General features: G+C 68.7%; 19 protein-coding genes. 13 read left to right on the top strand and 6 right to left on the bottom strand.

The features are described 5' to 3' along the window. The first annotated feature begins 74 nt into the window (after positions 1 to 74). Together QE397_RS05270 and QE397_RS05275 are read left to right on the top strand one after the other, a co-directional pair. Complete coding sequence (locus QE397_RS05270; protein WP_373425276.1) at positions 75 to 1,166, top strand: XdhC family protein; 1,092 nt, start codon at positions 75 to 77, stop codon at positions 1,164 to 1,166. Positions 1,167 to 1,312: 146 nt separating this feature from the next. Then, on the top strand, positions 1,313 to 3,349 hold the full coding sequence (locus tag QE397_RS05275; RefSeq protein ID WP_056445944.1) for a cytochrome c oxidase assembly protein: 2,037 nt from the start codon (positions 1,313 to 1,315) through the stop codon (positions 3,347 to 3,349). Here QE397_RS05275 and QE397_RS05280 read toward each other — a convergent pair. Further along, entirely contained in the window at positions 3,346 to 3,747 is a 402-nt protein-coding gene (locus QE397_RS05280) for a GtrA family protein (RefSeq protein WP_155957030.1), read from the bottom strand. The genes QE397_RS05275 and QE397_RS05280 overlap by 4 nt on opposite strands. Before the next feature lie 47 nt (positions 3,748 to 3,794). Further along, on the bottom strand, positions 3,795 to 4,457 hold the full coding sequence (locus tag QE397_RS05285) for a TetR/AcrR family transcriptional regulator (RefSeq protein ID WP_222630196.1): 663 nt from the start codon (positions 4,455 to 4,457) through the stop codon (positions 3,795 to 3,797). A 125-nt stretch (positions 4,458 to 4,582) separates the two neighbouring features. Here QE397_RS05285 and QE397_RS05290 point away from each other — a divergent pair, with 125 nt between their 5' ends. Then, a complete protein-coding gene (locus tag QE397_RS05290; protein ID WP_056445939.1) occupies positions 4,583 to 6,121 on the top strand; it encodes an MFS transporter in 1,539 nt (512 codons plus the stop codon). A 36-nt stretch (positions 6,122 to 6,157) separates the two neighbouring features. On the opposite strand, the gene QE397_RS05295 is transcribed toward QE397_RS05290, so the two are convergent. Beyond that, entirely contained in the window at positions 6,158 to 6,598 is a 441-nt protein-coding gene (locus tag QE397_RS05295; RefSeq protein ID WP_027505630.1) for a MarR family winged helix-turn-helix transcriptional regulator, read from the bottom strand. A 73-nt stretch (positions 6,599 to 6,671) separates the two neighbouring features. Here QE397_RS05295 and QE397_RS05300 point away from each other — a divergent pair, with 73 nt between their 5' ends. The 6 genes from QE397_RS05300 (at position 6,672) to QE397_RS05325 (ending at position 17,073) form a co-directional block, all read left to right on the top strand. After that, the gene (locus tag QE397_RS05300) at positions 6,672 to 8,486 is read left to right on the top strand and encodes an ABC transporter ATP-binding protein (RefSeq protein WP_307092187.1); all 1,815 of its coding nucleotides are present in this window, start codon (positions 6,672 to 6,674) and stop codon (positions 8,484 to 8,486) included. A 137-nt stretch (positions 8,487 to 8,623) separates the two neighbouring features. Then, positions 8,624 to 9,070: a single-stranded DNA-binding protein gene (ssb, locus tag QE397_RS05305; protein WP_051613327.1), complete on the top strand. Its 447-nt coding sequence runs from the start codon at positions 8,624 to 8,626 to the stop codon at positions 9,068 to 9,070. A gap of 142 nt (positions 9,071 to 9,212) precedes the next feature. Continuing rightward, a complete protein-coding gene (ettA, locus tag QE397_RS05310) occupies positions 9,213 to 10,892 on the top strand; it encodes an energy-dependent translational throttle protein EttA (RefSeq protein ID WP_027505632.1) in 1,680 nt (559 codons plus the stop codon). A 154-nt stretch (positions 10,893 to 11,046) separates the two neighbouring features. Continuing rightward, positions 11,047 to 15,912: an NAD-glutamate dehydrogenase gene (locus QE397_RS05315; protein ID WP_307092191.1), complete on the top strand. Its 4,866-nt coding sequence runs from the start codon at positions 11,047 to 11,049 to the stop codon at positions 15,910 to 15,912. A gap of 61 nt (positions 15,913 to 15,973) precedes the next feature. Further along, positions 15,974 to 16,405 carry a thioesterase family protein gene (locus tag QE397_RS05320; RefSeq protein ID WP_027505634.1) on the top strand — a complete coding sequence of 144 codons (432 nt, stop codon included), beginning with the start codon at positions 15,974 to 15,976 and terminating at the stop codon, positions 16,403 to 16,405. Beyond that, entirely contained in the window at positions 16,402 to 17,073 is a 672-nt protein-coding gene (locus QE397_RS05325) for a hypothetical protein (RefSeq protein ID WP_373425210.1), read from the top strand. The genes QE397_RS05320 and QE397_RS05325 overlap by 4 nt, the downstream gene beginning before the upstream one ends. Before the next feature lie 21 nt (positions 17,074 to 17,094). On the opposite strand, the gene QE397_RS05330 is transcribed toward QE397_RS05325, so the two are convergent. Then, on the bottom strand, positions 17,095 to 18,708 hold the full coding sequence (locus QE397_RS05330; RefSeq protein WP_373425211.1) for a glycoside hydrolase family 13 protein: 1,614 nt from the start codon (positions 18,706 to 18,708) through the stop codon (positions 17,095 to 17,097). Between the two features lie 247 nt (positions 18,709 to 18,955). Between QE397_RS05330 and QE397_RS05335 the strand changes: the two genes are divergently transcribed. Beyond that, a complete protein-coding gene (locus QE397_RS05335) occupies positions 18,956 to 19,387 on the top strand; it encodes a cupin domain-containing protein (RefSeq protein ID WP_027505637.1) in 432 nt (143 codons plus the stop codon). A 10-nt stretch (positions 19,388 to 19,397) separates the two neighbouring features. On the opposite strand, the gene QE397_RS05340 is transcribed toward QE397_RS05335, so the two are convergent. Together QE397_RS05340 and QE397_RS05345 are read right to left on the bottom strand one after the other, a co-directional pair. Further along, positions 19,398 to 19,793 (bottom strand): globin, encoded by a 396-nt coding sequence (locus QE397_RS05340; protein ID WP_307092195.1) that lies wholly within the window; start codon positions 19,791 to 19,793, stop codon positions 19,398 to 19,400. 20 nt (positions 19,794 to 19,813) lie between these two features. After that, the gene (locus QE397_RS05345; RefSeq protein WP_027505639.1) at positions 19,814 to 20,767 is read right to left on the bottom strand and encodes a mechanosensitive ion channel family protein; all 954 of its coding nucleotides are present in this window, start codon (positions 20,765 to 20,767) and stop codon (positions 19,814 to 19,816) included. Positions 20,768 to 21,003: 236 nt separating this feature from the next. Between QE397_RS05345 and QE397_RS05350 the strand changes: the two genes are divergently transcribed. From QE397_RS05350 to QE397_RS05360, 3 genes are read left to right on the top strand one after another with little or no spacing between them, the layout of a single operon-like run. Further along, positions 21,004 to 21,726: an HNH endonuclease gene (locus tag QE397_RS05350; protein ID WP_231476311.1), complete on the top strand. Its 723-nt coding sequence runs from the start codon at positions 21,004 to 21,006 to the stop codon at positions 21,724 to 21,726. Positions 21,727 to 21,744: 18 nt separating this feature from the next. Next, positions 21,745 to 22,020: a hypothetical protein gene (locus QE397_RS05355; protein WP_261769336.1), complete on the top strand. Its 276-nt coding sequence runs from the start codon at positions 21,745 to 21,747 to the stop codon at positions 22,018 to 22,020. Continuing rightward, positions 22,007 to 22,489 carry a DUF5130 family protein gene (locus tag QE397_RS05360; protein WP_222630258.1) on the top strand — a complete coding sequence of 161 codons (483 nt, stop codon included), beginning with the start codon at positions 22,007 to 22,009 and terminating at the stop codon, positions 22,487 to 22,489. The genes QE397_RS05355 and QE397_RS05360 overlap by 14 nt, the downstream gene beginning before the upstream one ends. Positions 22,490 to 22,520: the final 31 nt, after the last annotated feature.

A 22,520-nucleotide genomic window follows, 5' to 3' on the forward strand; every position in this document is an offset into this window, starting at 1 on the left:
CTGCGCCCTGCCCGGGCCGGAGGTGCGGCTTAGACTTCTCGCTCCGAGGGAAGGCAGCAGGCGTGCAGGACGTGATGGACCAGGTGCTCGCGGCATGGCGCGCGGGGGAGTCCGTGGGCGTGGGCACCGTGGTGCGCACGTTCCGATCGGCACCGCGTCCGCCGGGTGCGTCGATGGCTGTGCTCGCGGACGGCAGAGTCGTCGGGTCGGTGTCCGGTGGCTGCGTCGAAGGCGCGGTGTACGAGGCCGCGCAGAACGGTGAGGCGGGTCTGCATCGCTACGGAGTCAGCGACGACGATGCGTTCGCGGTGGGTCTGACCTGCGGAGGCATCCTCGACGTCTTCGTCGAGACCGTGTCCCGATCCTCCTTTCCGGAGCTCGGTGCGGTGGCGTCGGCGATCGCGGAGCACCGGCCGGTCGCGGTGGCCACTGTCCTCGAGCACCCCGATGCTGCGCGGGTCGGTTCTCGCCTGGTCGTCGACCCGGTGGCGGCGTCCGGCACGATCGGGTCGCCCCGCGCGAATGCCGCGGTGATCGACGACGCCCGTGGTCTTCTCGAAGCGGGCCGCACCGGTGTCCTGCACTACGGCCCCGACGGTCAGCGGCGCGGCGAGGGAATGACAGTGTTCGTGAACTCCTTCGCGCCCCGTGCTCGCATGATCGTGTTCGGTGCGATCGACTTCGCCTCGGCGGTGGCGCGTCAGGGTGCGCTGCTCGGGTATCGCGTGACCGTCTGCGATGCGCGTCCGGTGTTCACGACACCCGCGCGATTCCCGACGGCCGACGAGGTGGTCGTCGAGTGGCCGCACCGCTACCTCGAGCGACTGCAGGCCGAGGGTGAGATCGACGAGCGCACCGTGATCTGCGTACTGACCCACGACCCCAAGTTCGACGTGCCGCTGCTCGAGGTGGCGTTGCGGCTGCCCCGCGTCGGCTACGTGGGTGCGATGGGGTCGCGGCGAACCCACGACGATCGGGTCGCGAGACTGCGCGAGGTGGGAATCGGCGACGACGAGCTCGCGCGACTGTCGTCCCCGATCGGGCTCGACCTCGGCGCCCGGACACCGGAGGAGACGGCGGTGTCGATCGCGGCGGAGATCGTCGCGAGGCGGTGGGGCGGGAACGGGCGGCCGCTGGGGGAGCGCGAGGGACGCATTCACCACTGACGCCCCTCGCGAGTACGTCCGAACTGCTGCTGCAGCACGGAGGATCACGACGTTTCCGGCGTACTCGCCGGAGGGGTGACGTGTGAGTTGCGCGTCTACTACGTCCCGTAGGTGCTGCGATGCCGGTCACCTCCTACCCTGGAGGTATGGCAACGACTGAGGCACCGCGTTCCGCGACCGCGGAACCGGACGGTGGGGCGCGACGAGCCGGATCGGCAGGCGTGTTCGCGAGTGCCGGACTGATCGCCGCGGTGGTGGCCGGCCTGATCGTCGCGCTGTCCGCATCGCAGGCGTTGGTCCTGCTCGGCATCCCGGATCCGGGTCCGGTGACGACGTACGGTCTGCCCGCTGTGCGCGCGCTCGGGGAGGTCGCGGCCGTCATCGCCGTGGGCTCTCTGCTGCTCGCAGCCTTCCTCGTGCCGCCGCAGAGATCGGGCGTCCTCGACATCGACGGCTATCGCGCGCTGCGCACCGCGTCGTCGGCGGCAATCGTGTGGGCGGCCTGCGCGATCGTGCTGGTGCCGCTGACCCTCTCGGACACGTCCGGTCAGCCGGTGTCCGAGGCGCTGCGTCCGGAGAACCTGTGGTCGGGCCTGTCGCAGATCGAGTTGGCCCGCGCGTGGCAGTGGACCGCGATCATCGCGATCGTGCTCGCACTCGGGACACGTGCCGTGCTGCGGTGGTCGTGGACGCCGATCCTGCTGGTGGTCGCGCTCGGCTCGCTCATGCCTCTCGCACTGTCGGGGCACTCGTCGTCCGGTGGATCGCACGACGTCGCCACCAACAGCCTCATCCTGCATCTTCTCGCCGCGTCGCTCTGGGCGGGCGGACTGTTCGCCGTCCTGGCGCATGCCCGTCGCGCCGGCGCGCACACCGATGTCGCGGCGCGCCGCTTCTCCGCGGTCGCCACGGTGGCGTTCGTGGTCATGGGTGTCAGTGGAGTGGTCAACGCCTTCGTCCGCGTCGAGCCCGCAGATCTGTTCGACACCACCTACGGCCGACTCGTACTCGCCAAAGTCGTCGCCCTGGTCGTCCTCGGCGTGTTCGGCTACACCCAGCGTCGACGCGCCCTGCCCGCGCTCGCCGCGGACCCGACGTCGCGCGCGAATCTCGTGCGTTTCGCCGGTGCCGAGGTACTGGTCTTCGCGGCCACGATCGGGCTCGCGGTCGGACTCTCCCGGACACCGCCCCCGCTGGGGAGCGCTCGGGAGCTGACGCTCACCGAGGCGGAATTGGGATACGACCTCACCGCGCCCCCGAGCCTCGGGCGTTTCCTCTTCGACTGGCGGTTCGACCTGATCTTCGGCACCGCCGCCGTCGTCATGGCCGTCGTCTACCTCCTCGGCGTTCGTCGACTGCGGGCCCGTGGCGACGCGTGGCCGGTGGGTCGCACGATCGCCTGGGTCCTGGGCTGCGCGACGCTGCTGTTCGCGACGTCGTCGGGTGTCTACCGCTACTCGATGGCGATGTTCAGCGTGCACATGGGCTCGCACATGGTGCTGTCGATGCTCACCCCGGTGCTGCTCGCGCTCGGCGGCGGCGTGACCCTGGCCCTACGGGTGCTGCCTGCGGCCGGCCGGGACGGTGTGCCGGGACCGCGCGAGTGGATCCTCGAGGCCCTGCACAGCCCGGTGTCCCGGTTCCTCACCCAGCCACTGGTCGCGGCCGTCATCTTCGTGGGTGGCTTCTACGCGCTCTACCTCGGCGGCATCTACGGCGCGACCGTCGACTCGCACGGCGCCCACCTGCTGATGAACGCTCACTTCCTGCTGAGCGGCTACCTGTTCTACTGGGTCGTCATCGGCGTCGATCCGGCACCGCGTCGACTGTCGCCCGTGACCAAGCTGGCGATGGTGTTCGGATCGCTGCCGTTCCATGCCTTCTTCGGTATCGCGCTGATGAGCACCGAGACGGTGATGGGCCAGACCTTCTTCCGCGGCCTGTCGCTGCCGTGGAACTCCGACCTCCTGGCGGATCAGCGACTCGGCGGCGGCATCGCGTGGGCGACGGGCGAGATCCCGCTGATCCTCGTCATGCTGGCGTTGCTGGTGCAGTGGTCCAACACGGACCGGAAGGAAGCGGTCCGCACGGACCGGGCGGCCGATCGCGACGACGGTGCGGACCTCGCGGCGCACAACGCGATGTTCGCGGAGCTGGCGCGCCGCGAGCGTGAGCGCAGTTAGAAGACCAGACCGCGCAGGGCGAGGAAGCGGAGTCCGCCGACGAGGGCGGTGACTCCGACCAGGATCAGGGCCGACAACGCGGCGCCGGCGGTCGGCAGTGCGACGTCGAGCGCGGTCAGCGCTGCGGTGCTGGCGCCCAGACCGATGAGTGCCAGTCCGCCGCCCTCCCACTGCGCGGTGAACCAGCCCACCCGATCGGCGGCGTGGAACGTGAGACGGCGGTGCAGTTCGTTGGCGAGAACGGTCGACGCCACTGCTCCGACGGCATTGGCCACGATGGAACCCTCGCTGTGCATCGCGACGAACACGGCGACGTAGAGGACGTTGCTGAGCCCGCCGACCAGTGCGAAGCGGACCAACTGGGGGAACGCTCCGTCACTGCGCAGCGCCACCAGCATCGGATGCCCGGGGTGCGAGGGAAGCACGGGGGAGACCACGTTGTCGATCACGACGCCCTCCCGTGCAATCTGCTCTTGACGCTGACGATCTCGTCCGGTGTCAGCGCTCGACCCGGCAGGGGCACCGACCGATCCGGCACCGCCGCGAGGGAATCGATCACCAGGGCGAAATAGCGTCGCCAGTTGTCCTCGTCCACCTCGTCTGCAACCTCGGCGCCGGCCACGATCATCCGCACCAGGGTGAAGAGGTCGCCGGGCTGCACGTCCGGGCGGAGCTTCCCGGCCTTCTGGGCGCGCTGGATGAGAGTGTTGATGGTCGGTTCGAGCTTGGACCGGACTGCCGCGATGCGGTCGAGGCCGTCGTCGCACCCGAGGACGACGTGACCGAGACCACGGTCCGCGGCCATGTGTCGACACATGAATTCGAAGAAATCGACCATCGCAGCCCAGGGATCGTCGGCCTCCGCGGCCACCTCTGCGCGGCTGAGCACGTCGACCAGACGCTGCTCGAGGATGCCGTCGATGAGTTCCTGCTTGTTGGCGAACCGCCGGTACACGGTGCCCACACCCACCCCGGCGCGCGCAGCGACATCGTCGAGCGTGATCTCGAGACCCTTGCGTGCCAACAACTCTCGCGCACAGTCGATGATCTTGAGCTTGTTCCGCTCGGCGTCCGCTCGAAGCGGCTTCGCCGCTGTGGTGGGTTTCACAGTCCGTTTCGTCCTGGTTCGTCGGTTAACCGGAGGGCATACCTCCGCATCGCTGCTATCGTCTTGCTATCCGGAGCGTACGCCTCCGTATAGCTCCATTTCACGCCGTACCGAAGCGAGGATCAATGTCTTCCACCACATCCGACGTCGGAAACGTCCAACCGACGATTCGGTCGAGCGCGCACGACGCGCCCGACCGCACTCGCTGGCTCATCCTGGGCGTACTCGGCCTGGCCCAGCTGATGGTCGTGCTCGACGCGACCGTCGTGAACATCGCGCTTCCCGCCGCACAGCTCGATCTCGGCTTCGACAACGCGGACCGCTCGTGGGTGGTCACCTCCTACGCTCTGGCATTCGGCAGCCTCCTGCTGCTCGGTGGTCGACTCAGTGACCTCTTCGGTCGCCGCACCACGTTCCTCGTGGGACTCGTCGGCTTCGCGGTGATGTCCGCCGTCGGCGGCGCAGCCGTCAACTTCGGCATGCTGGTCGCGGCCCGTGCGGGACAGGGTGTCTTCGGCGCCCTGCTCGCTCCCGCAGCGCTGTCCCTGCTGACCACGACGTTCACGGATCCGAAGGAACGTGCGAAGGCGTTCGGCATCTTCGGCGCGGTCGCCGGTGCCGGCGGCGCCATCGGCCTGCTTCTCGGCGGTGTGCTCACGGAGTGGGCGAACTGGCGCTGGAGCCTGTACGTCAACTTGATCTTCGCGGGAATCGCGTTCGTCGGCGGCTTCCTCCTGCTGGCCAAGCACCGCGCCACCGAGCGTCCGGTACTCGACATCCCCGGCACCCTCACCGTGTCCGCGGCGCTGTTCTCCATCGTCTACGGATTCGCGCACGCCGAGTCCGACGGGTGGAGCAACGCGGTGACCATCGGTTTCCTCGCGGTCGGTGTGGTCCTGCTCGGTGTCTTCGTCTACCTGCAGACGCGGGCGACGCATCCGCTTCTCCCGCTGCGCATCGTGCTCGACCGCACCCGCGGCGGCGCGTACCTCGCGGTGTTCGTCATCGGTGCCGGCATGTTCGCGGTGTTCCTGTTCCTCACGTACTACCTGCAGAGCACGCTCGGCTACACGCCCATCACCACCGGGTTCGCGTTCCTGCCGATGATCGCGACCCTCGTGGTCACGGCCACCGTCGCGACGTCGGTCATCCTGCCGCGCTTCGGGCCTCGCGTTCTCATGTCCGCCGGCATGCTGATCGCGTCGGCCGGCATGGCCCTGCTGACCCAGATCTCGATCGACAGTTCCTACGCCGCGCACATCCTGCCGAGCCTGCTCGTCATGGGCGTGGGCATGGGCGCCACGATGGCCCCGGCCATGCAGGGCGCCGTGTCCGGAGTCTCGCCGGACGACGCCGGCGTCGCCTCCGCGACCGTCAACACGATGCAGCAGATCGGCGGATCCATCGGTACGGCGCTGCTCAGCACCATCGCGGCGACGGCAGCGACGAACTACGCGACCGACAACCAGGCGGCCGTGGCTCAGGCCGCGGATCCGCAGGCCGCCGCGACGCTGCTCCGGATGAACGCGGAGATCGCCAGCTACACCACGACGTTCTGGTGGGCGTCGGGCATCTTCCTCGCCGGCTCGGTGATGGCAGCGCTGCTCGTCCGCTCGGGCAAGCTGCCCGACGGACCCGAGGGTGCCACCGTCGTCGCTCACTGACGTACACAGTCACCGGATCCGGTGCAGAGAACCGTGTCAGACGCGGTTCTCTGCACCGGATTCGTCGTGGATGCGGGTGAGCAGGTCGGTGAGGGTCGCTCGGTCGTCCGCGCTCAGGCCGGCGAACATCGCCTCGGACGCGCTGCGCTGCGCCTGCGCGATGGTGTCCGCGAGTGCCCGCCCCTCGTCGGTGAGGTCGAGGAGAACCGCGCGACGATCGGTGGCATCGGCGTGCCGTGCGACGTAGCCCGCCGACTCCAGCGCGTCGACGACATCGGTTGCCGATCGGGGTGCGATGCGCAACCGTTCCGCCAGATCTCCGGGCCGAAGTGGTCCCGCCGCGCCGGACAGCACGCGCAGTGCCCGTCCGTGTGAGGGCGAGAGTCCGAAAGGTTCGAGTGCGGCCATGTGGCGGCGCCGCATCGACCTGGCCACCATCATGACCAGATCGGCCGGATCCTTCTCGTGGGAATGCACGGGACGATACTAGCGTTGCAGCGGTCGACCTCATAATGAGGTAACCTCAGTTCTACCCGATCAGGGAGGTCATATGCGTTCCTCCACCACACCGGCAAGGCCGGTGCAGTCCCCCGCGACATCTGCGGACCACCAGCCCGCACCGCTCGGGCGCGTCGTCGCCCTCTTGCGGCCCTATCGCGGCCGGGTCGCCGCGGTGAGCGCGGTCATCACCCTCAGCGCCGTCGTGGCACTGGGATCGCCGCTGCTCCTGCGCGACATGCTCGATCACGCCATCCCGAACGCCGACGTCACGCTGGTGACGATCCTCGCGGCCGGCATGATCGCGATCGCCGTCGTCACCAGCTGTCTCGGCGTCGCCCAGACCTGGATGTCCAACAGCATCGGGCAGGCCCTGATGCATCAGCTCCGCGTGCAGGTCTACTCGCACCTGCAGCGTCAGTCGCTCGGCTTCTTCGCGCGTACCCGCACCGGCGAGGTGCAGTCGCGCATCGCCAACGACATCGGCGGCATGCAGTCCGTCGTCACCAACACGGCCACGTCGATCGCTCAGAACGCGACCACCGTCATGGCCACCGTCGTCGCGCTCTTCCTGCTCGACTGGAAACTGGCCCTCTTCTCGCTCGCCATCCTGCCGGTGTTCGTCCGCATCGCTCGGCGGGTCGGCGACGAGCGTCGCCGTATCTCCACCGTGCGGCAACGCCTGCTCAGCGATCTGTCCGTCCAGGTGGAGGAGTCGCTCTCGGTGAGCGGCATCCTGCTGGGCAAGACGACCGGCGCGTCGTCGGTCCTCACGAATCGGTTCACCGAACGCTCGTCCGAGGTCGCCGACGTCGAACTCCGCTCGATGATGGCGGGCAAGTGGCGCATGGCGACCATGTCGATCAGCTTCGCCGCGATGCCGGCCCTGGTCTACTGGTTCGCCGGCATCACCATCGGCAACGGCAGCGCGTTGACGGTGGGAACGCTGGTCGCGTTCACCACCCTTCAGACTCAGCTGTTCCGCCCCACGATGATGCTGCTCAACACCGGCGTCGAGGTGCAGAGCTCCCTGGCTCTGTTCGGCCGAGTCTTCGAGTACCTCGATCTCCCGGTGGACATCGACGAACCCGCCGTACCGACGCCGATCGATCCGACGGCCCGACGCGGTGAGGTGCGCTTCCGCCACGTGGGCTTCGACTATCCGGGTGCGGCACATCCGACGCTCACGGACATCGATCTCACGGTCCCCGCCGGGAGCACCCTGGCGATCGTGGGAGCGACCGGCGCCGGCAAGACGACACTCGGGTATCTGACGGCGCGGCTCTACGATCCGACGTCCGGGTCGGTCGAGGTCGACGGTGTCGATCTCCGCGATCTCTCGCTCGCTGACGTGTCCGCGACGGTCGGGGTGGTGTCGCAGGAGACCTATCTCTTCCACGACACGATCCGCGAGAACCTCCGCTTCGCGCGGCCCGACGCCACCGACGCGGACATAGAGAATGCCGCTCGCACAGCGCAGATCCACGATTTCATCGCCTCGCTCGACGACGGCTACGACACGATGGTGGGGGAGCGTGGCTACCGGTTCTCCGGTGGCGAGAAGCAGCGCCTCGCCATCGCGCGCACCGTTCTGCGCAACCCGCCCGTCCTCGTTCTGGACGAGGCCACCAGCGCTCTGGACACCACCACCGAACGTGCTCTGGCCGACGCGATCGACCAGCTCGAGCAGGACCGCACCACCATCGTGGTGGCCCACCGACTCTCCACCGTGCGGTCGGCCGATCGCATCGTGGTGCTCGATCACGGGCACGTCGTCGAATCGGGATCCCACGACGAACTCGTCGCCCGCGGCGGTGCCTACGCCGCACTGCTGGCGGCGTCCGGCGACTCGCTGGTCACTGCCTGACCACTCCTCCTGTCAACCCCCGCGGCGCTCCTGTGGACGGCCGTCCACAGGTGCTCGCGGGCCCTTCTGTCCGCGGTGCGAGCGGCGCAGAGTCGGGGGCGCGGTCGGTACCGGATCGACCGCGAGAGGGGGGAACGATGTACGAGTCGTATCTGACCGTGGTGGGCACCGTCATCACTGATCCGATCAAGCGCACCACGCCGTCCGGCGACGAGGTGCTCAGCTTCCGCGTGGCCAGCAATTCGCGCCGCATGGACCGCGAGAGTGGGGAGTGGCAGGACGGGGACACGCTCTACGCCTCGGTCAGCTGCTGGCGACGTCTGGTGTCGGGGGTCGGAGCGTCGCTGATGAAGGGCGATTCGGTCATCGTCTTCGGGCAGGCGCACACCAACGAGTACACGACCAAGGAGGGCGTGGGCCGAGCCGATCTCGAGATCCGAGCCACCGCGGTGGGACCCGATCTCGCTCGGTGCCACGTCAAGGTGGACCGGCCGCGTCAGGCGGCCGAGCGGCAGGAGTCCGGCGAGACCGTCGCCGAGGCCGCGGTGGACACGGCCGAGCCCGAGCCGGTGCCGGTGGGCTGACCGCGAACGGTTTCACGGGCACCGGTCGGTCCCGGTAGACTTCCGCGTCGAGCACATCTCCCAGTTGTCGGCCCCGTCGTCGGCATCTCAGCCGGCGCGATCCGCCCGGCACACACGCTGGTGAGCACATCGAGAGGAACTCGTGGCGGAATTCATCTACACCATGAAGAAGGTGCGCAAGGCGCACGGCGACAAGGTCATTCTGGACGACGTGACGATGAGCTTCCTGCCGGGAGCGAAGATCGGCGTCGTCGGCCCCAACGGCGCCGGCAAGTCTTCGATCCTCAAGATCATGGCCGGGATCGACCAGCCCGGAAACGGTGAGGCGTTCCTCGCGCAGGGCGCCACCGTCGGCATCCTCATGCAGGAGCCCGAGCTCGACGAGAACAAGACGGTTCGCGAGAACGTCGAGGACGGTCTCGGCGAGACGATGGTCCAACTCAAGCGGTACAACGAGATCGCCGAGCTGATGGCCACCGACTACTCCGACGAGCTGATGGAGGAGATGGGCGAGCTGCAGGAGAAGCTCGACCACGCCGACGCGTGGGAGATCGACTCGCAGCTCGAGCAGGCCATGGACGCACTGCGCTGCCCGCCGCCGGACGAGGGTGTGACCCACCTGTCCGGTGGTGAGAAGCGTCGTGTGGCGTTGTGCAAGCTGCTGCTGAGCAAGCCGGACCTGCTGCTGCTCGACGAGCCCACCAACCACCTCGACGCCGAGTCGGTTCTCTGGCTCGAGCAGCATCTGGCCGCGTACCAGGGTGCCATCCTGGCCGTGACCCACGACCGGTACTTCCTCGATCACGTCGCGCAGTGGATCTGCGAGGTCGACCGTGGTCGCCTCTACCCCTACGAGGGCAACTACTCCACGTACCTGGAGAAGAAGGCCGAGCGTCTCGAGGTCCAGGGCAAGAAGGACCAGAAGCTGCAGAAGCGCCTCAAGGACGAACTCGCCTGGGTCCGCTCCGGCGCCAAGGCTCGCCAGGCCAAGAACAAGGCACGTCTCGATCGCTACGACGAGATGGCTGCCGAGGCCGACAAGATGCGCAAGCTCGACTTCGACGAGATCCAGATCCCCAACCCGCCGCGCCTCGGCGACGTCGTGGTCGAGGTCAAGAGCCTCGACAAGGGCTTCGACGGCCGCGTGCTGATCAAGGACCTGTCGTTCACGCTTCCGCGAAACGGCATCGTCGGTGTCATCGGCCCCAACGGCGTCGGAAAGACCACGCTCTTCAAGACCATCGTCGGTCTCGAGGAGCCGGACGGCGGCGAGGTCAAGATCGGTCAGACGGTCAAGCTGAGCTACGTCGACCAGAACCGCTCGGGCATCGACCCGGCGAAGACGGTCTGGGAGACGGTGTCGGACGGCCTCGACTTCATCACCATCGGTACGCAGGAGTTCCCGTCGCGGGCGTATATCAGCTCGTTCGGGTTCAAGGGCCACGACCAGCAGAAGGCTGCCGGCGTGCTGTCCGGTGGTGAGCGCAACCGCCTGAACCTGGCGATGACGCTCAAGCAGGGCGGCAACCTGATCCTGCTCGACGAGCCCACCAACGACCTGGACGTCGAGACCCTCGGTTCACTGGAGAACGCCCTCGAGGAGTTCCCCGGTTGCGCCGTCGTGATCTCGCACGACCGGTGGTTCCTCGACCGGACGTGCACGCACATCCTGGCGTGGGAAGGTGGCTTCGGCGACAACGAGGCCGCTTGGTACTGGTACGAGGGCAACTTCGAGGGCTACGAGGCCAACAAGGTCGAGCGCCTCGGTCCCGACGCCGCTCGCCCGCACCGCGTGACGCACCGGAAGCTCACGCGCGACTGAAATGTACTGGTAAGTAACCTATTTTCATCGCACGCCACGTCACCGCGGTGTTCGGCTCCCGGCCTCGCGAGGCTAGGGTCGGGAGCCGAACCCCACGGACAACGTCGCCCCGACCGGTGGATCCGCCGCTCGTGGTGATCGAAAGGCGACAGCGATGACTTCAGCGGGAGAGCACTCCGAGGCGGCAACGGCGCCGAACTCGGTGCTCGATCGGGCGGACGACCTCCGCGCGGTGTACTTCGGGCACGTCGATCTGGACGTGTTGCGGACCACCACGGGAGCCGACCCGACCGCGGTGGTGCACCAACATCTGGAGCTCGCCGAGCGTCGTGATCCCGGCGTCGCCTCTCTCGCCCTGCACCGCGGACCCGACTGCACCGTCGGCGTGGCCCTGCAGATCGTCACCGACGACATGCCGATGCTGGTCGAGTCGGTCACCGCCTGGCTCACCGGAGCCGGCATCGCGGTCGTCGAGGTGGTGCACCCGATCCTGCGCGTCGTGCGCGACGAGTCCGGCACGCTCCTCTCCATCCGAGGCGGAGCCACCCCGTCCGACGTCGAGACCGGCGATCTCGCGGACGGCAGCATCCTCGAATCGTGGATCCACGTGGCTCTGCACCCCGCGGCGAGCGAGGAGGCCTTCGCCTCGCTCGAGAGCTCGCTGGCCGACGTGCTCGCCGACGTCCGTCGCGTCGTCGACGACACCGAGGCCATGCAGCGTCGCCAGCTGGAACTGGCCGATCGTCTGGAACGACCACGCCGCGGAGACGCGGACGGAACCGAGTCCGTCACCCCCGAGGCGCGGCACGACGCCGCCCGCCTGCTGCGGTGGTTGTCCGAGGGCAACTTCCGCGTGCTCGGCAGCCGCCGGTACACCGCGACGGAGGCGGGTCTCGAACCCGTCGCCGAGTCCGCGCTGGGCATCCTGCGATCCGACGATCCGGGCGCCGTCGCGGGCTTCGACCTGCCGATCGACCGAGTGGTCGCTCGCGAGGACCTCCTCGTGCTCACCCGCGCATCGAGCTCCACGTCGGTGCACCGCGCCGTGCACCCCTACTTCGTCGGTGTCCACGACCTGGACGACGAGGGAAACACGGTGGGAGAGCACCGGTTCACCGGGCTGTTCACCATCTCCGCACTGCACGGCAACGTCCTCGACATCCCGGTCGTGGGTGATCGCGTGCGCACCGTCATCGAGCGCGCCGGGCACACCCTGTCGTCGTACTCCGGCCAGGCCATGCTCGAGTCGATCCAGTCCTTCCCGCGCACCGAACTCTTCTCGGCGGACAGCAGGTCGCTCTTCGACACCATCTCGGCCGTGGAGCGCAGTGCCCTGCGCCGCGAGGTGCTGCTCTTCCTGCGCCGCGACGGGTACGGCCGGTTCGTGTCGGCGCTGGTCTACCTTCCGCGCGACTCCTACACCACCCGCCTGCGTCTCGAGACCCGCAGGATCCTGCTGCACGAGCTCGGCGGTACCGACGTCGAGTACGAGGCACGCGTCTCGGACAGCCCACTCGCGTTGGTGCACTTCACTGTTCGCTTCGACGGACAGAGCGCGGACGCCGTCGACGTCTCGGACGCCAACCGCGACCGCATCAGGTCCCTGATCGCCGACGCCACCCGCACGTGGGACGACGCTCTGCGTGAGGCGGCCGCGGCCGACCCGTCGGTGTCGCCCGACAACGCGGCGCGCTATGCCGTCGCCTTCCCCGAGGCCTACAAGCAGGACTTCGACGCGGACCGGGCGCTCGTCGACATCGCTCGACTCGACGCGCTCGTCGGCGACGACATCGACATGTGCCTGTACCGCCCGCGCGACGCCGAGGCGGGTCACTGGCGTTTCTCCCTCTACGTGACCGGCAGCGAGGTCTCGCTGAGCCAGGTGCTGCCCGTCCTGCAGAGCCTCGGTGTGGAGGTGGTCGACGAGCGGCCGTACGCCGTGGTGCGCAAGGACGGAACGCGCTGCTGGATCTACGATTTCGGCCTGTCCGCGGAGCCCGAGGTCATCGAGGGCGCCGAGAACCAGACGAGTGTGGTCAGCCGACGATTCACCGACGCGTTCGCTGCCGTGTGGAACGGCCACGCGGAGGCCGACCGCTTCAACGAACTGGTTCTGCGGGCCGGTCTCGAGTGGCGCCGCGCGGTGGTGCTGCGGGCGTACGCGAAGTACCTGCGCCAGGCCGCATTCCCTTTCAGCCAGACCGGCATCGAGCGTGTTCTCCTCGCCAACCCAGTGACGGCTCGACTGATCGTCGACCTGTTCGACGCGCAGTTCGATCCCGCCTCGGCGTCCGAGGAGCGTGCCGACGAGATCGCGTCGGAGCTCGCCGAACTGATCGATCAGGTGGTCAGCCTCGACGCCGACAGGGTGCTGCGTGCCCTGTTCACCCTCGTGCGAGCGACGCTGCGCACCAACCACTTCGTCGTCGACGAGCAGGGTCGCGAGCGCGATTTCCTGTCCCTGAAGTTCGACCCTCGCGGCATCGACGTGCTGCCCAAGCCGCGCCCGCGTTTCGAGATCTTCGTGTACTCGCCGCGCGTCGAGGGCGTGCACCTGCGCTTCGGCACGGTCGCGCGCGGTGGTCTCCGCTGGTCCGACCGGCGCGAGGACTTCCGCACCGAGGTGCTCGGACTGGCCAAGGCGCAGGCCGTCAAGAACGCGGTCATCGTGCCGGTGGGGGCGAAGGGCGGCTTCGTCGTCAAGCAGCCGCCGTCTCCGACCGGCGATGCTGCGACCGACCGCTCCGCGACCACCGCCGAGGGGCGAGCCTGCTACCGCATGTTCATCGCGGGGCTGCTGGACGTCACCGACAACCTCGACCGTGCCACTCGCGCCGCGATCCCACCGCAGCGTGTGGTGCGACGCGACGACGACGACTCGTACCTCGTGGTCGCGGCGGACAAGGGCACTGCCACGTTCTCCGATCTCGCGAACGAGGTGTCCGCCGAGTACGGCTTCTGGCTCGGCGACGCCTTCGCCTCGGGCGGGTCGGTGGGGTACGACCACAAGGCGATGGGCATCACCGCCAAGGGTGCCTGGGAGAGCGTGAAGCGTCACTTCCGCGAGTACGACATCGACACGCAGTCCGACGAGATCACCGTGGTCGGTATCGGTGACATGAGTGGCGACGTGTTCGGCAACGGCATGCTGCTCAGTGAACATCTCCGCATCGTCGCCGCGTTCGACCACCGGCACATCTTCCTGGATCCCGCACCCGACGCGGCCGCCTCCTTCGCGGAGCGACGGCGACTGTTCGAACTGCCGCGCTCGTCGTGGGCGGATTACGACACCTCCCTGATCAGCAGGGGTGGCGGAGTACACGAACGCACCGTGAAGTCGGTACCGGTCAGCGCCGAGGTGCGCGCGGCTCTCGGACTGGCGGACGACGTCACCGCCCTGTCACCGCCCGAACTGATGCGCGCCATCCTCACGGCGCCGGTGGACCTGCTGTGGAACGGCGGCATCGGCACCTACGTGAAGTCGCGCACCGAGAGCGATGCCGACGTGGGCGACAAGGCCAACGACCCGGTGCGCGTGAACGGTGCGGACCTGCGGGCGCGCGTGGTCGGAGAGGGCGGCAACCTCGGGGTGACCGCGCTCGGCCGCATCGAGTACAGCGCCGCGGGCGGCAAGATCAACACCGACGCCGTGGACAACTCCGCCGGCGTCGACTGCTCCGATCACGAGGTCAACATCAAGATCCTGCTCGATTCCACCGTGACGTCGGGTGACCTGGCCGCGGAGGACCGGGAGTCCCTGCTGGCCTCCATGACGTACGAGGTGGGCGCCCTCGTTCTCGAGGACAACGTCGCGCAGAACGAGCTGCTGGGTGTCTCACGGGCACACGCCCCCGAACTGCTGGGCGTCCACGCTCGACTGATCGCCGACCTGGTGGCGTCGGGGCGGGTGGACAGGTCGCTCGACGCGCTGCCGACGAAGTCGGAGATCTCGCGGCGCTTGCAGAACGGGCTGGGTCTCACCTCGCCCGAGCTGTCGACTCTCATGGCTCACGTGAAGTTGGCGCTGCAGGAAGACCTGCTGGCATCGGATCTGCCGGACAACGACGTGTTCGCCCCGCTCATGACGGACTACTTCCCGACGCCGTTGCGCGAACGTTTCGCCGGTGCCATCAAGGCGCATCCGCTGCGCCGGGAGATCGTGGCCACGCGGGTGGCGAACGAGACGGTCGACCACGGCGGCATCACCTACGCCTTCCGCCTCGCGGAGGACTCCGGAGTCGGGAGCACGGACGCGGCGCGAGCGTTCGCGGCGACGAGCGAGATCTTCGGTCTGCACGACATCTGGGCCGCGATCGCCGCGGCCGACATGCCCACGGACGCGTCCGACGAACTGGTGCTCGAGTCTCGTCGCCTCCTCGACCGAGGATCCCGCTGGCTGTTGTCGAACCGGCCGCAGCCCATCGCTGTCGGTGCCGAGATCACGAGGTTCGCGCGCAAGGTGCGGATCCTGGAATCGCAGCTCCCGACCTGGCTGAAGGGTCGGCAGGCACGCAGCGGACTCGACCGTGCCACGTCCGCCATCAAGAAAGGCGCACCGGAAGAGCTCGCGCACAGAGTGTTCCGGCTCCTCGACGTGTTCTGCCTGCTCGACGTCATCGAGACGGCGGACATCGCGAACGAGGACGACGAGGTGATGGCGAGCCTCTACTACGCCCTCAGCGAGCACCTCGGCATCGACTGGCTGCTGTCTGCGGTGTCCACGCTCGAACGCGGCGACCGCTGGCACTCCCTGGCGCGGTTGGCGTTGCGGGACGACCTGTACTCGTCGCTGCGTGCCCTCACGCTCGACGTGACGGGCGGCGGCGAACCGGGGGAGACGGCGGACGAGATGATCGCCGACTGGGAGTCCACCAATGCCTCCCGGCTCGCTCGTGCCCGAGCGGCCCTCACGGAGATCGGCGAGTCCGGAACGCTGGATCTGGCGACGCTCTCGGTGGCGGCGCGGCAGATCCGCAGCATGGTGCGAGGGGCGGGTGCGCGGACCGACGTCTCGCGTTGACCATGCCAGGGGGACTGACGTACTCGTCCCGGCGCCGTGCCGGGCCGGATAGGTTGGGGGCGTGACAGACGACGAGCTCATCGGCTTCCACTGCCCCGTCGAGGTGCGCTGGTCGGACATGGACGTGTACCAGCACATCAACCACGCACGCATGGTGACGCTGCTGGAGGAGGCCCGCATCCCGTGGCTCATGGCCGACGGTGTCCCCACCGCGACCCTGCGGAACAGTGCGGTGATCGCCGACCTGCACGTGCGCTACCGCGGCCAGTTACGCCACGAGGACACGCCTCTCGACGTGTTCATGTGGGTGGAGCAGTTGCGGGCCGTCGACTTCACGGCGGGATACGAGGTGCGCCCGCACGGCGCACCGATGAGTACTCCGCCGGCCATCGTGGCGTCCACGCAGATCGCAGCCTTCGACATCGACACCCAGCGCCTGCGCCGGCTGTCCGGCGACGAGCGTGAGTACCTGCAGCGCTGGCAGCGGCCGTGACGGGTGCACTGGCCGAGCGGTCGGTGACCGTCCCGGACTCGCGGGACCGGGACGATCTGTCGACCTTTCTGACCCACGCCGCGCGGCTCGACCCGGGCGCGGTGGTGCGCCTCCGGCGCCGCGGTGACAGTCACGTGGTCGCGTGGATCGAGACCGGATTCGACGTCCTCGCCGCCCGCGTGATCCGCGCCCGGGTGCTGCCGTCGGACGTCACCGTGGCCGCGGACGGGCTCCTCTCGGCGATGCGATCCGCCGGACCTGCACCATTCGATCCCGGCTTCGGCATGGACTCCGCCTGGCGCGGCCCGGTGCCGCCGGACGCCGGGTGGACCCATGTGGACGACGTCCCCGGTCCGGTGTTCGTGGAGCTGGCCGAGCGTGGTGTCGCCCTGGCCCGCGAACACGGAACCGATCACGGCCCGCCCGTGTCGCTGCTCGATCAGGACGTGGTGACCGTCGAGGCCGACGGCGAGGCGGTGCCCGTGTCGATGCGCATGATCTTCGCGCTCAACGCCATGAAGTTCGTGCCCACGGTGTCCGACTCGTCGCGGAGTGCGGACGACGCGCGCGTCCGCGTGCGAATCGCTCGGTCGTGGATCCGGCTCGACGCCCGCTACGGATCGGTGTTCCGCAGCCGGGGCGCCACGATCCCGCTCATGGTGTCCTGACCGACCCGCTCCGCGACTCGTTCAGACGAGCCAGGCCGCCGCGTCGGCCGGAAGCAGCCCGCCCTGCAGCGGTGCGCTGGCGAGCAGCAGCGCTCCCGGCGGCAGGGTGATGGGCTCGGACGTGGTGTTCAGAGCGCAGATGACGCCGCCGCGGCGCCGGAACGCCAGACACCCGGGAGGGCTCCCGTACCACTCGACTCCGGGCTCGCTGAACTCCGGACGCGCGGCCCGCAGGCTCAACGCCGTCCGATAGAGGCTCAGCATGGAGTCCACGTCCTCGAGTTGGCTCTCCACGGTCAGCGGGGCCCACTCGGCGGGAATCGGCAACCAGGTCTCCCGCGCCGTCGAGAATCCGAACGGCGGCTCGGTGCCCTCCCACGGCAGCGGGACGCGGCACGCGTCTCGTCCGCGTTCCTGGCCGCCGGATCGGAACCAGGCGGGATCCTGCAGAGCGGAGTCGGGGAGGTCCGCGTTGGGCAGCCCGAGCTCGGAGCCGTTGTAGACGAACACGACACCGGGGAGCGCCAGCAGGACCAGGGCCATCGCGCGTGCGCGCTGCAGACCCTGCTCACCTCCGCCGTACCGGGTGACCTCACGGTCGACGTCGTGGTTGGACAGAGTCCACGTCGGCGTGCCGCCGACACGGTCGACCGCGTCGAGCGAGTTGTCGACGGCATTCCTGATGGCCGAGGCGTCGAACGCGGACTCGGCCAGCCGGAAGTTGAAGCCCAGGGTGAGCTCGTCGGGACGGATGTAGCGACTGAAGCGTTCGTTGTCCTGGACCCACACCTCGCCGACCGTCATCGCGCCGTCGTACTCGTCCACGACCCGGCGGATGGCGCGGTGGATCTCGTGCACCCCGTCGTCGTCGAAACGGGGGTCCCCGTCCTCGTTGCGCATCAGCTCGTTCACGGACAGATCCATGTCCGGGAGATCCGCCGGCTTGGCCATGCCGTGGGCCACGTCGATGCGGAACCCGTCGACACCGCGGTCGAGCCAGAACCGGATCGTCGCCTCCAGGTCGGCGAGCACCTCGGGTTCGGTCCAGTTCAGATCCGGCTGCTCGGGCGCGAAGATGTGGAGGTACCACTGACCGGGTGTGCCGTCCGCCTCGGTGACGCGGTGCCACGCGGGACCGCCGAAGATGCTGGGCCAGTTGTTCGGCGGCTCGGAGCCGTCGCCCTTGCCGTCCCGGAACACGTAGCGGGCCCGCTCCGGGCTCCCGGGCGCCGCGGCCAGAGCGGCCTGGAACCATTCGTGCTGATCGCTCGTGTGGTTCGGCACCAGGTCCATCGTGACCTTCATGCCCCGCGCGTGCGCCTCCGTCACCACGGCGTCCATCGTCTCGAGAGATCCGAACAGCGGATCGATGTCGCGGGGATCGGACACGTCGTATCCGTGGTCGACCATCGGCGACCGCATCACCGGACTGAGCCAGAGTGCATCGACGCCGAGCAGTTCCAGGTATCCGAGCTTGTCCCGGATGCCACCCAGATCACCGATCCCGTCGCCGTCGGAGTCCGCGAACGAGCGGGGGTAGATCTGGTAGAAGACGGCGTCGGACCACCAGGGGGCCGGGGCGGACGGGCCGTCGGCGGGGGACGGGCCGGCGGACGCGTCGATCGGAGTGCTCACAGGCGCAATAGTGCCAAAGGCCGAGCCGCGAGGGGCGGTGCGCCCGTCACCACGACCCCTCCGGCCTGCCCGGCCTCTCGTGGCGACCGGCCTCCGGCCTGCCCGGCTCCCACGAGAATCACCACGCGTCCGCTGTTCATGCCATGGGAAGGTCAAGAAAATCGGGACGATCGGCGTGAAAACTACCCAAAGTTTGTTTGGTGGGGTATTTTCAGGCGGAACTTCAAGCGACGGTAAAGGAACCTCCATGACGACTCCTGTTTTCGAAGCCGTGAGTCTCGACTCCGTCGAGCTCCTGCCGGCTCCGATCGATCCTTCGTGGATCCTCGAGGGTGCTCCCGTCGCGCGCAGCGGTCAGTGGTCCTGCAGCCCGGACACCACCACGTCGTCGTGGGTCTGGGACTGCACCGCCGGCACCTTCAACTGGTACTTCGAGCAGGACGAGACCATCCACGTGATCGAGGGCGAGGTCGTCGTCCAGTCCGCGGGCAACGAGCCCCGCGTGCTCCGCGCCGGGGATGCCGCTCTGTTCTACGCCGGCACCTGGGCCGAGTGGCACGTGCCGCACTACGTGCGCAAGCACGCCATCCTGCGCCCGCACATCCCGCGTCCCCTGTGGTTCGCGATGCGTGTCGCCCGCAAGCTGCGGGGCAAGGGCCGCCCCGGCGCCCTCGGCTGAGCGCGCAGCACTACAACGGCGAGTTCACCATCGAGTTCGCCGCCATCTCGATGTAGTCGACGAACTGCTGTCGATGCACATCGTCCATCGTGTCCGAGTCGATCGACGCCAGGGCCGTGTGCATCGCGCGCAGCCAGGCGTCGCGCTCGAACGGCCCGATGACGAACGGCGAGTGCCGCATCCGCAGACGTGGGTGGCCGCGCTCGTCCGAGTAGGTACGCGGACCACCCCAGTACTGCTCGAGGAACATGCGCATCCGGCGCTCCGCCGGGCCCAGGTCCTCCTCCGGGTACAGCCGCCGCAGAATGTCGTCCCGCTCGACCTCGGCGTAGAAGCGCGCGGTCAGGGTGCGAAACGTCTCCGCACCCCCGACCGCGTCGTAGAAGGTCTGTGCCGGCTCGGTCATGGCTCCATTGTTCTCCACGATCACGTGCTCATACTCGGGGCGGGTCCGAAGGGCCGCCCGTTGGGGTAGGGCGCCGCGATGCCGGACTCGTCGAAGGCGTCGAGGATCTGACGATGCAACTGGCGCTGCACGGCCCACTGCCGGCCGGGTCGGACCTTGATGGTCAGGCGCAGCGTCACCGTGTCCGACGTGACGGCGTCGACGCCGAGCATCTGCGGGGCCTCGAGAATGTCCTCCTGGAACTCGCCACGCTCGATGGACTCGCGCGCCGTGCGCTCGGCCACCTCGCACGCGACGTCGATGTCGGCGGAATGACTGACGGGGAGGTCCAACACCGCGACGGCGTGACCCTGGCTCATGTTGCCGACACGCAGCACCTCGCCGTTGCGGACGTACCAGAGCGTCCCGGAGATGTCGCGGACCGTGGTGACCCGCAGGCCCACGGTCTCGACCGTGCCCGATGCCTCGCCGAGATCGACGATGTCGCCGACTCCGTACTGGTCCTCGAGCAGCATGAAGATGCCGGAGAGGAAGTCGCGGACGAGGTTCTGCGCGCCGAAACCGAGCGCGACACCCACGATGCCTGCGGACGCGATGAAGGGGGCGACGTTCACACCGACGATGGAGAGCGCGGAGAGCACGAACCAGACCAGGATGCCGACGGAGACCGCCGACTTGAGCACCGAACCGATGGTGCGGGCGCGCTGGTTGCGGCGCTCGTTCAGGATGGTGGTGGTGACGCCGGCGGGGGCACGTTCGCGCAGCGGCCTCAGCAGGGGCGGTTTACCCGCAGCGCTGCGACCCGCGCCGGGTGAGCGGCTGGTGAACCGGTCGATCATGCGGTGCAGGATGTAACGCAGAACCACGGCGAGCAGGGCGTACCCCAGAACCTGGAGCGGGCGTTGGATCAGCCAGTCGCGACCGGTGTCGGAGAGCGAGAGGGCGAGGACGTCGTTCGGGTCGAAGGAATACACCCGAAAAGTCTACGGATCTCCTCGGCGCACGCCACCTGTCACCACCCGTCTCGGCACCCACCCCGCCACCCGTGCGGGGGGACACCCGGAGTTCACCGCGTGGCCGTCGGCCGGACCTCGAATGAGCGTGCGAACGGCACCGATTCGTGATGCACTGTGGTTGGTCTTCACGTGCGGGCGGTGGCTGTCGCAAACCAGTGGTAGTCGCGCCGCGCGCAGTGGTCACTGGAGGTGGCATGAAGAAGAGCGGGACTGTCGCGAAGGTTCGGGCCGGGCATCGACAACTGTCGCCCACCGACGCCGTGCAGGGCGGCGCGTCGGGGGCGCGACCCCAGTCCGAACACCCTGTCGTCTTCGGCGGCGCGTCGTTGCACGCCGTCACCGATCACTCCGATCCGGCCGACGTCGACGGGCACCTCGATCACGAGGACGCCGTCCCCGCCTGGGTGAAGCGGCGCGTACTCCTCCTGAACGCCACGTTCGAACCACTCACCGCGCTGCCCATGCGGCGTGCCGTCGTCCTGCTGGTCTGCGAGAAGGCCGTCGTGGTGCACGACGACGACGACGGTCCCGTCGTCCACTCGGCGGACATCGCTCTGCAGGTGCCGTCGGTCATCCGCCTCCGCTCGTACGTGCGGGTGCCCTACCGGGCGCGCATCCCGATGACGCGGGCGGCTCTGATGCATCGGGACCGTTTCCGGTGCGCGTACTGCGGTTCCAAGGCCGAGACCATCGACCACGTGGTGCCGCGCAGTCGCGGCGGCGGTCACTCCTGGGAGAACTGCGTCGCGTGCTGCGCTTCCTGCAATCACCGCAAGGCGGACAAGATGCTCAGCGAGCTGGGGTGGACCCTGCGCGCCGCGCTGGTCCCGCCGAAGGGTCCGCACTGGCGACTGCTCGCGAGCATCAAGGAACTCGATCCCACCTGGCTGCCGTACCTGGGTGAGGGCGCGGCCTGACACCCGTCCACTAAGGTGATGGGCGTGAGCATCCTCGAAACCGCGCTGATCTTCGGACTGATTCCGTTGGCACTGTTCCTCGCGCTCTTCGTGTTCGCGAAGATCACGTCGACCGATCCCGCGCCGCGTCCCGCCCCCTACCGACTCGGGCAGCAGTGGGACCACGCCCCGGTGCTGTGGTCGGCCACGGACGAGGTGACGCCGTACTCGCAGCACGCTGCGCATTCGACACACGCCGAACTCACCGCGGGTTCGGCTTCGCTGGTAGGAGGCCGGGCAAGTGGCAAGTGGTGAACTCTCGACCCGTCGGATCGACGAGGAGAACCTTCCCGTCGGCCATGTGGTGACCGCGAGCGGTCGAGTCTCCGGTGTGCACCAGGTGGGCACCGTCAACCCCGACCTGTCCCCGTTCGCGACCGACGAGCTGATCCAGCTCGACGAGTCGCTCATCGAGGCCACCCGCCGTACGGGCATCCGCTTCAACGTGCTGGTCGGTGACCTCGGCCCCGACACCGCCGCGGGTGCGGACGCCGCTCTCGCGGGAACGCCCGAGGCCGAGTACTCGGTGCTCATCGCGGTCTCACCGAACCAGCGCGCCATCGAGGTTCGTTCCGGTCGAGGCGTCGCCCATCTCGTCGACGACCGCATCGCGCAGCTCGGTATCACCGCGGCCACGGGATCCTTCCGTGACGGCGATCTGATCGACGGCCTCGTCGCCGCCGTGCGCGTCATGAGCGCGGCGATCACCGGCCCGTCCGCCTGACACGGCGCCACCCCGGCACAGAGACAAGGGC

This window comes from Rhodococcus sp. SORGH_AS_0301, from assembly GCF_030818285.1.
Taxonomy (GTDB): domain Bacteria; phylum Actinomycetota; class Actinomycetes; order Mycobacteriales; family Mycobacteriaceae; genus Rhodococcoides.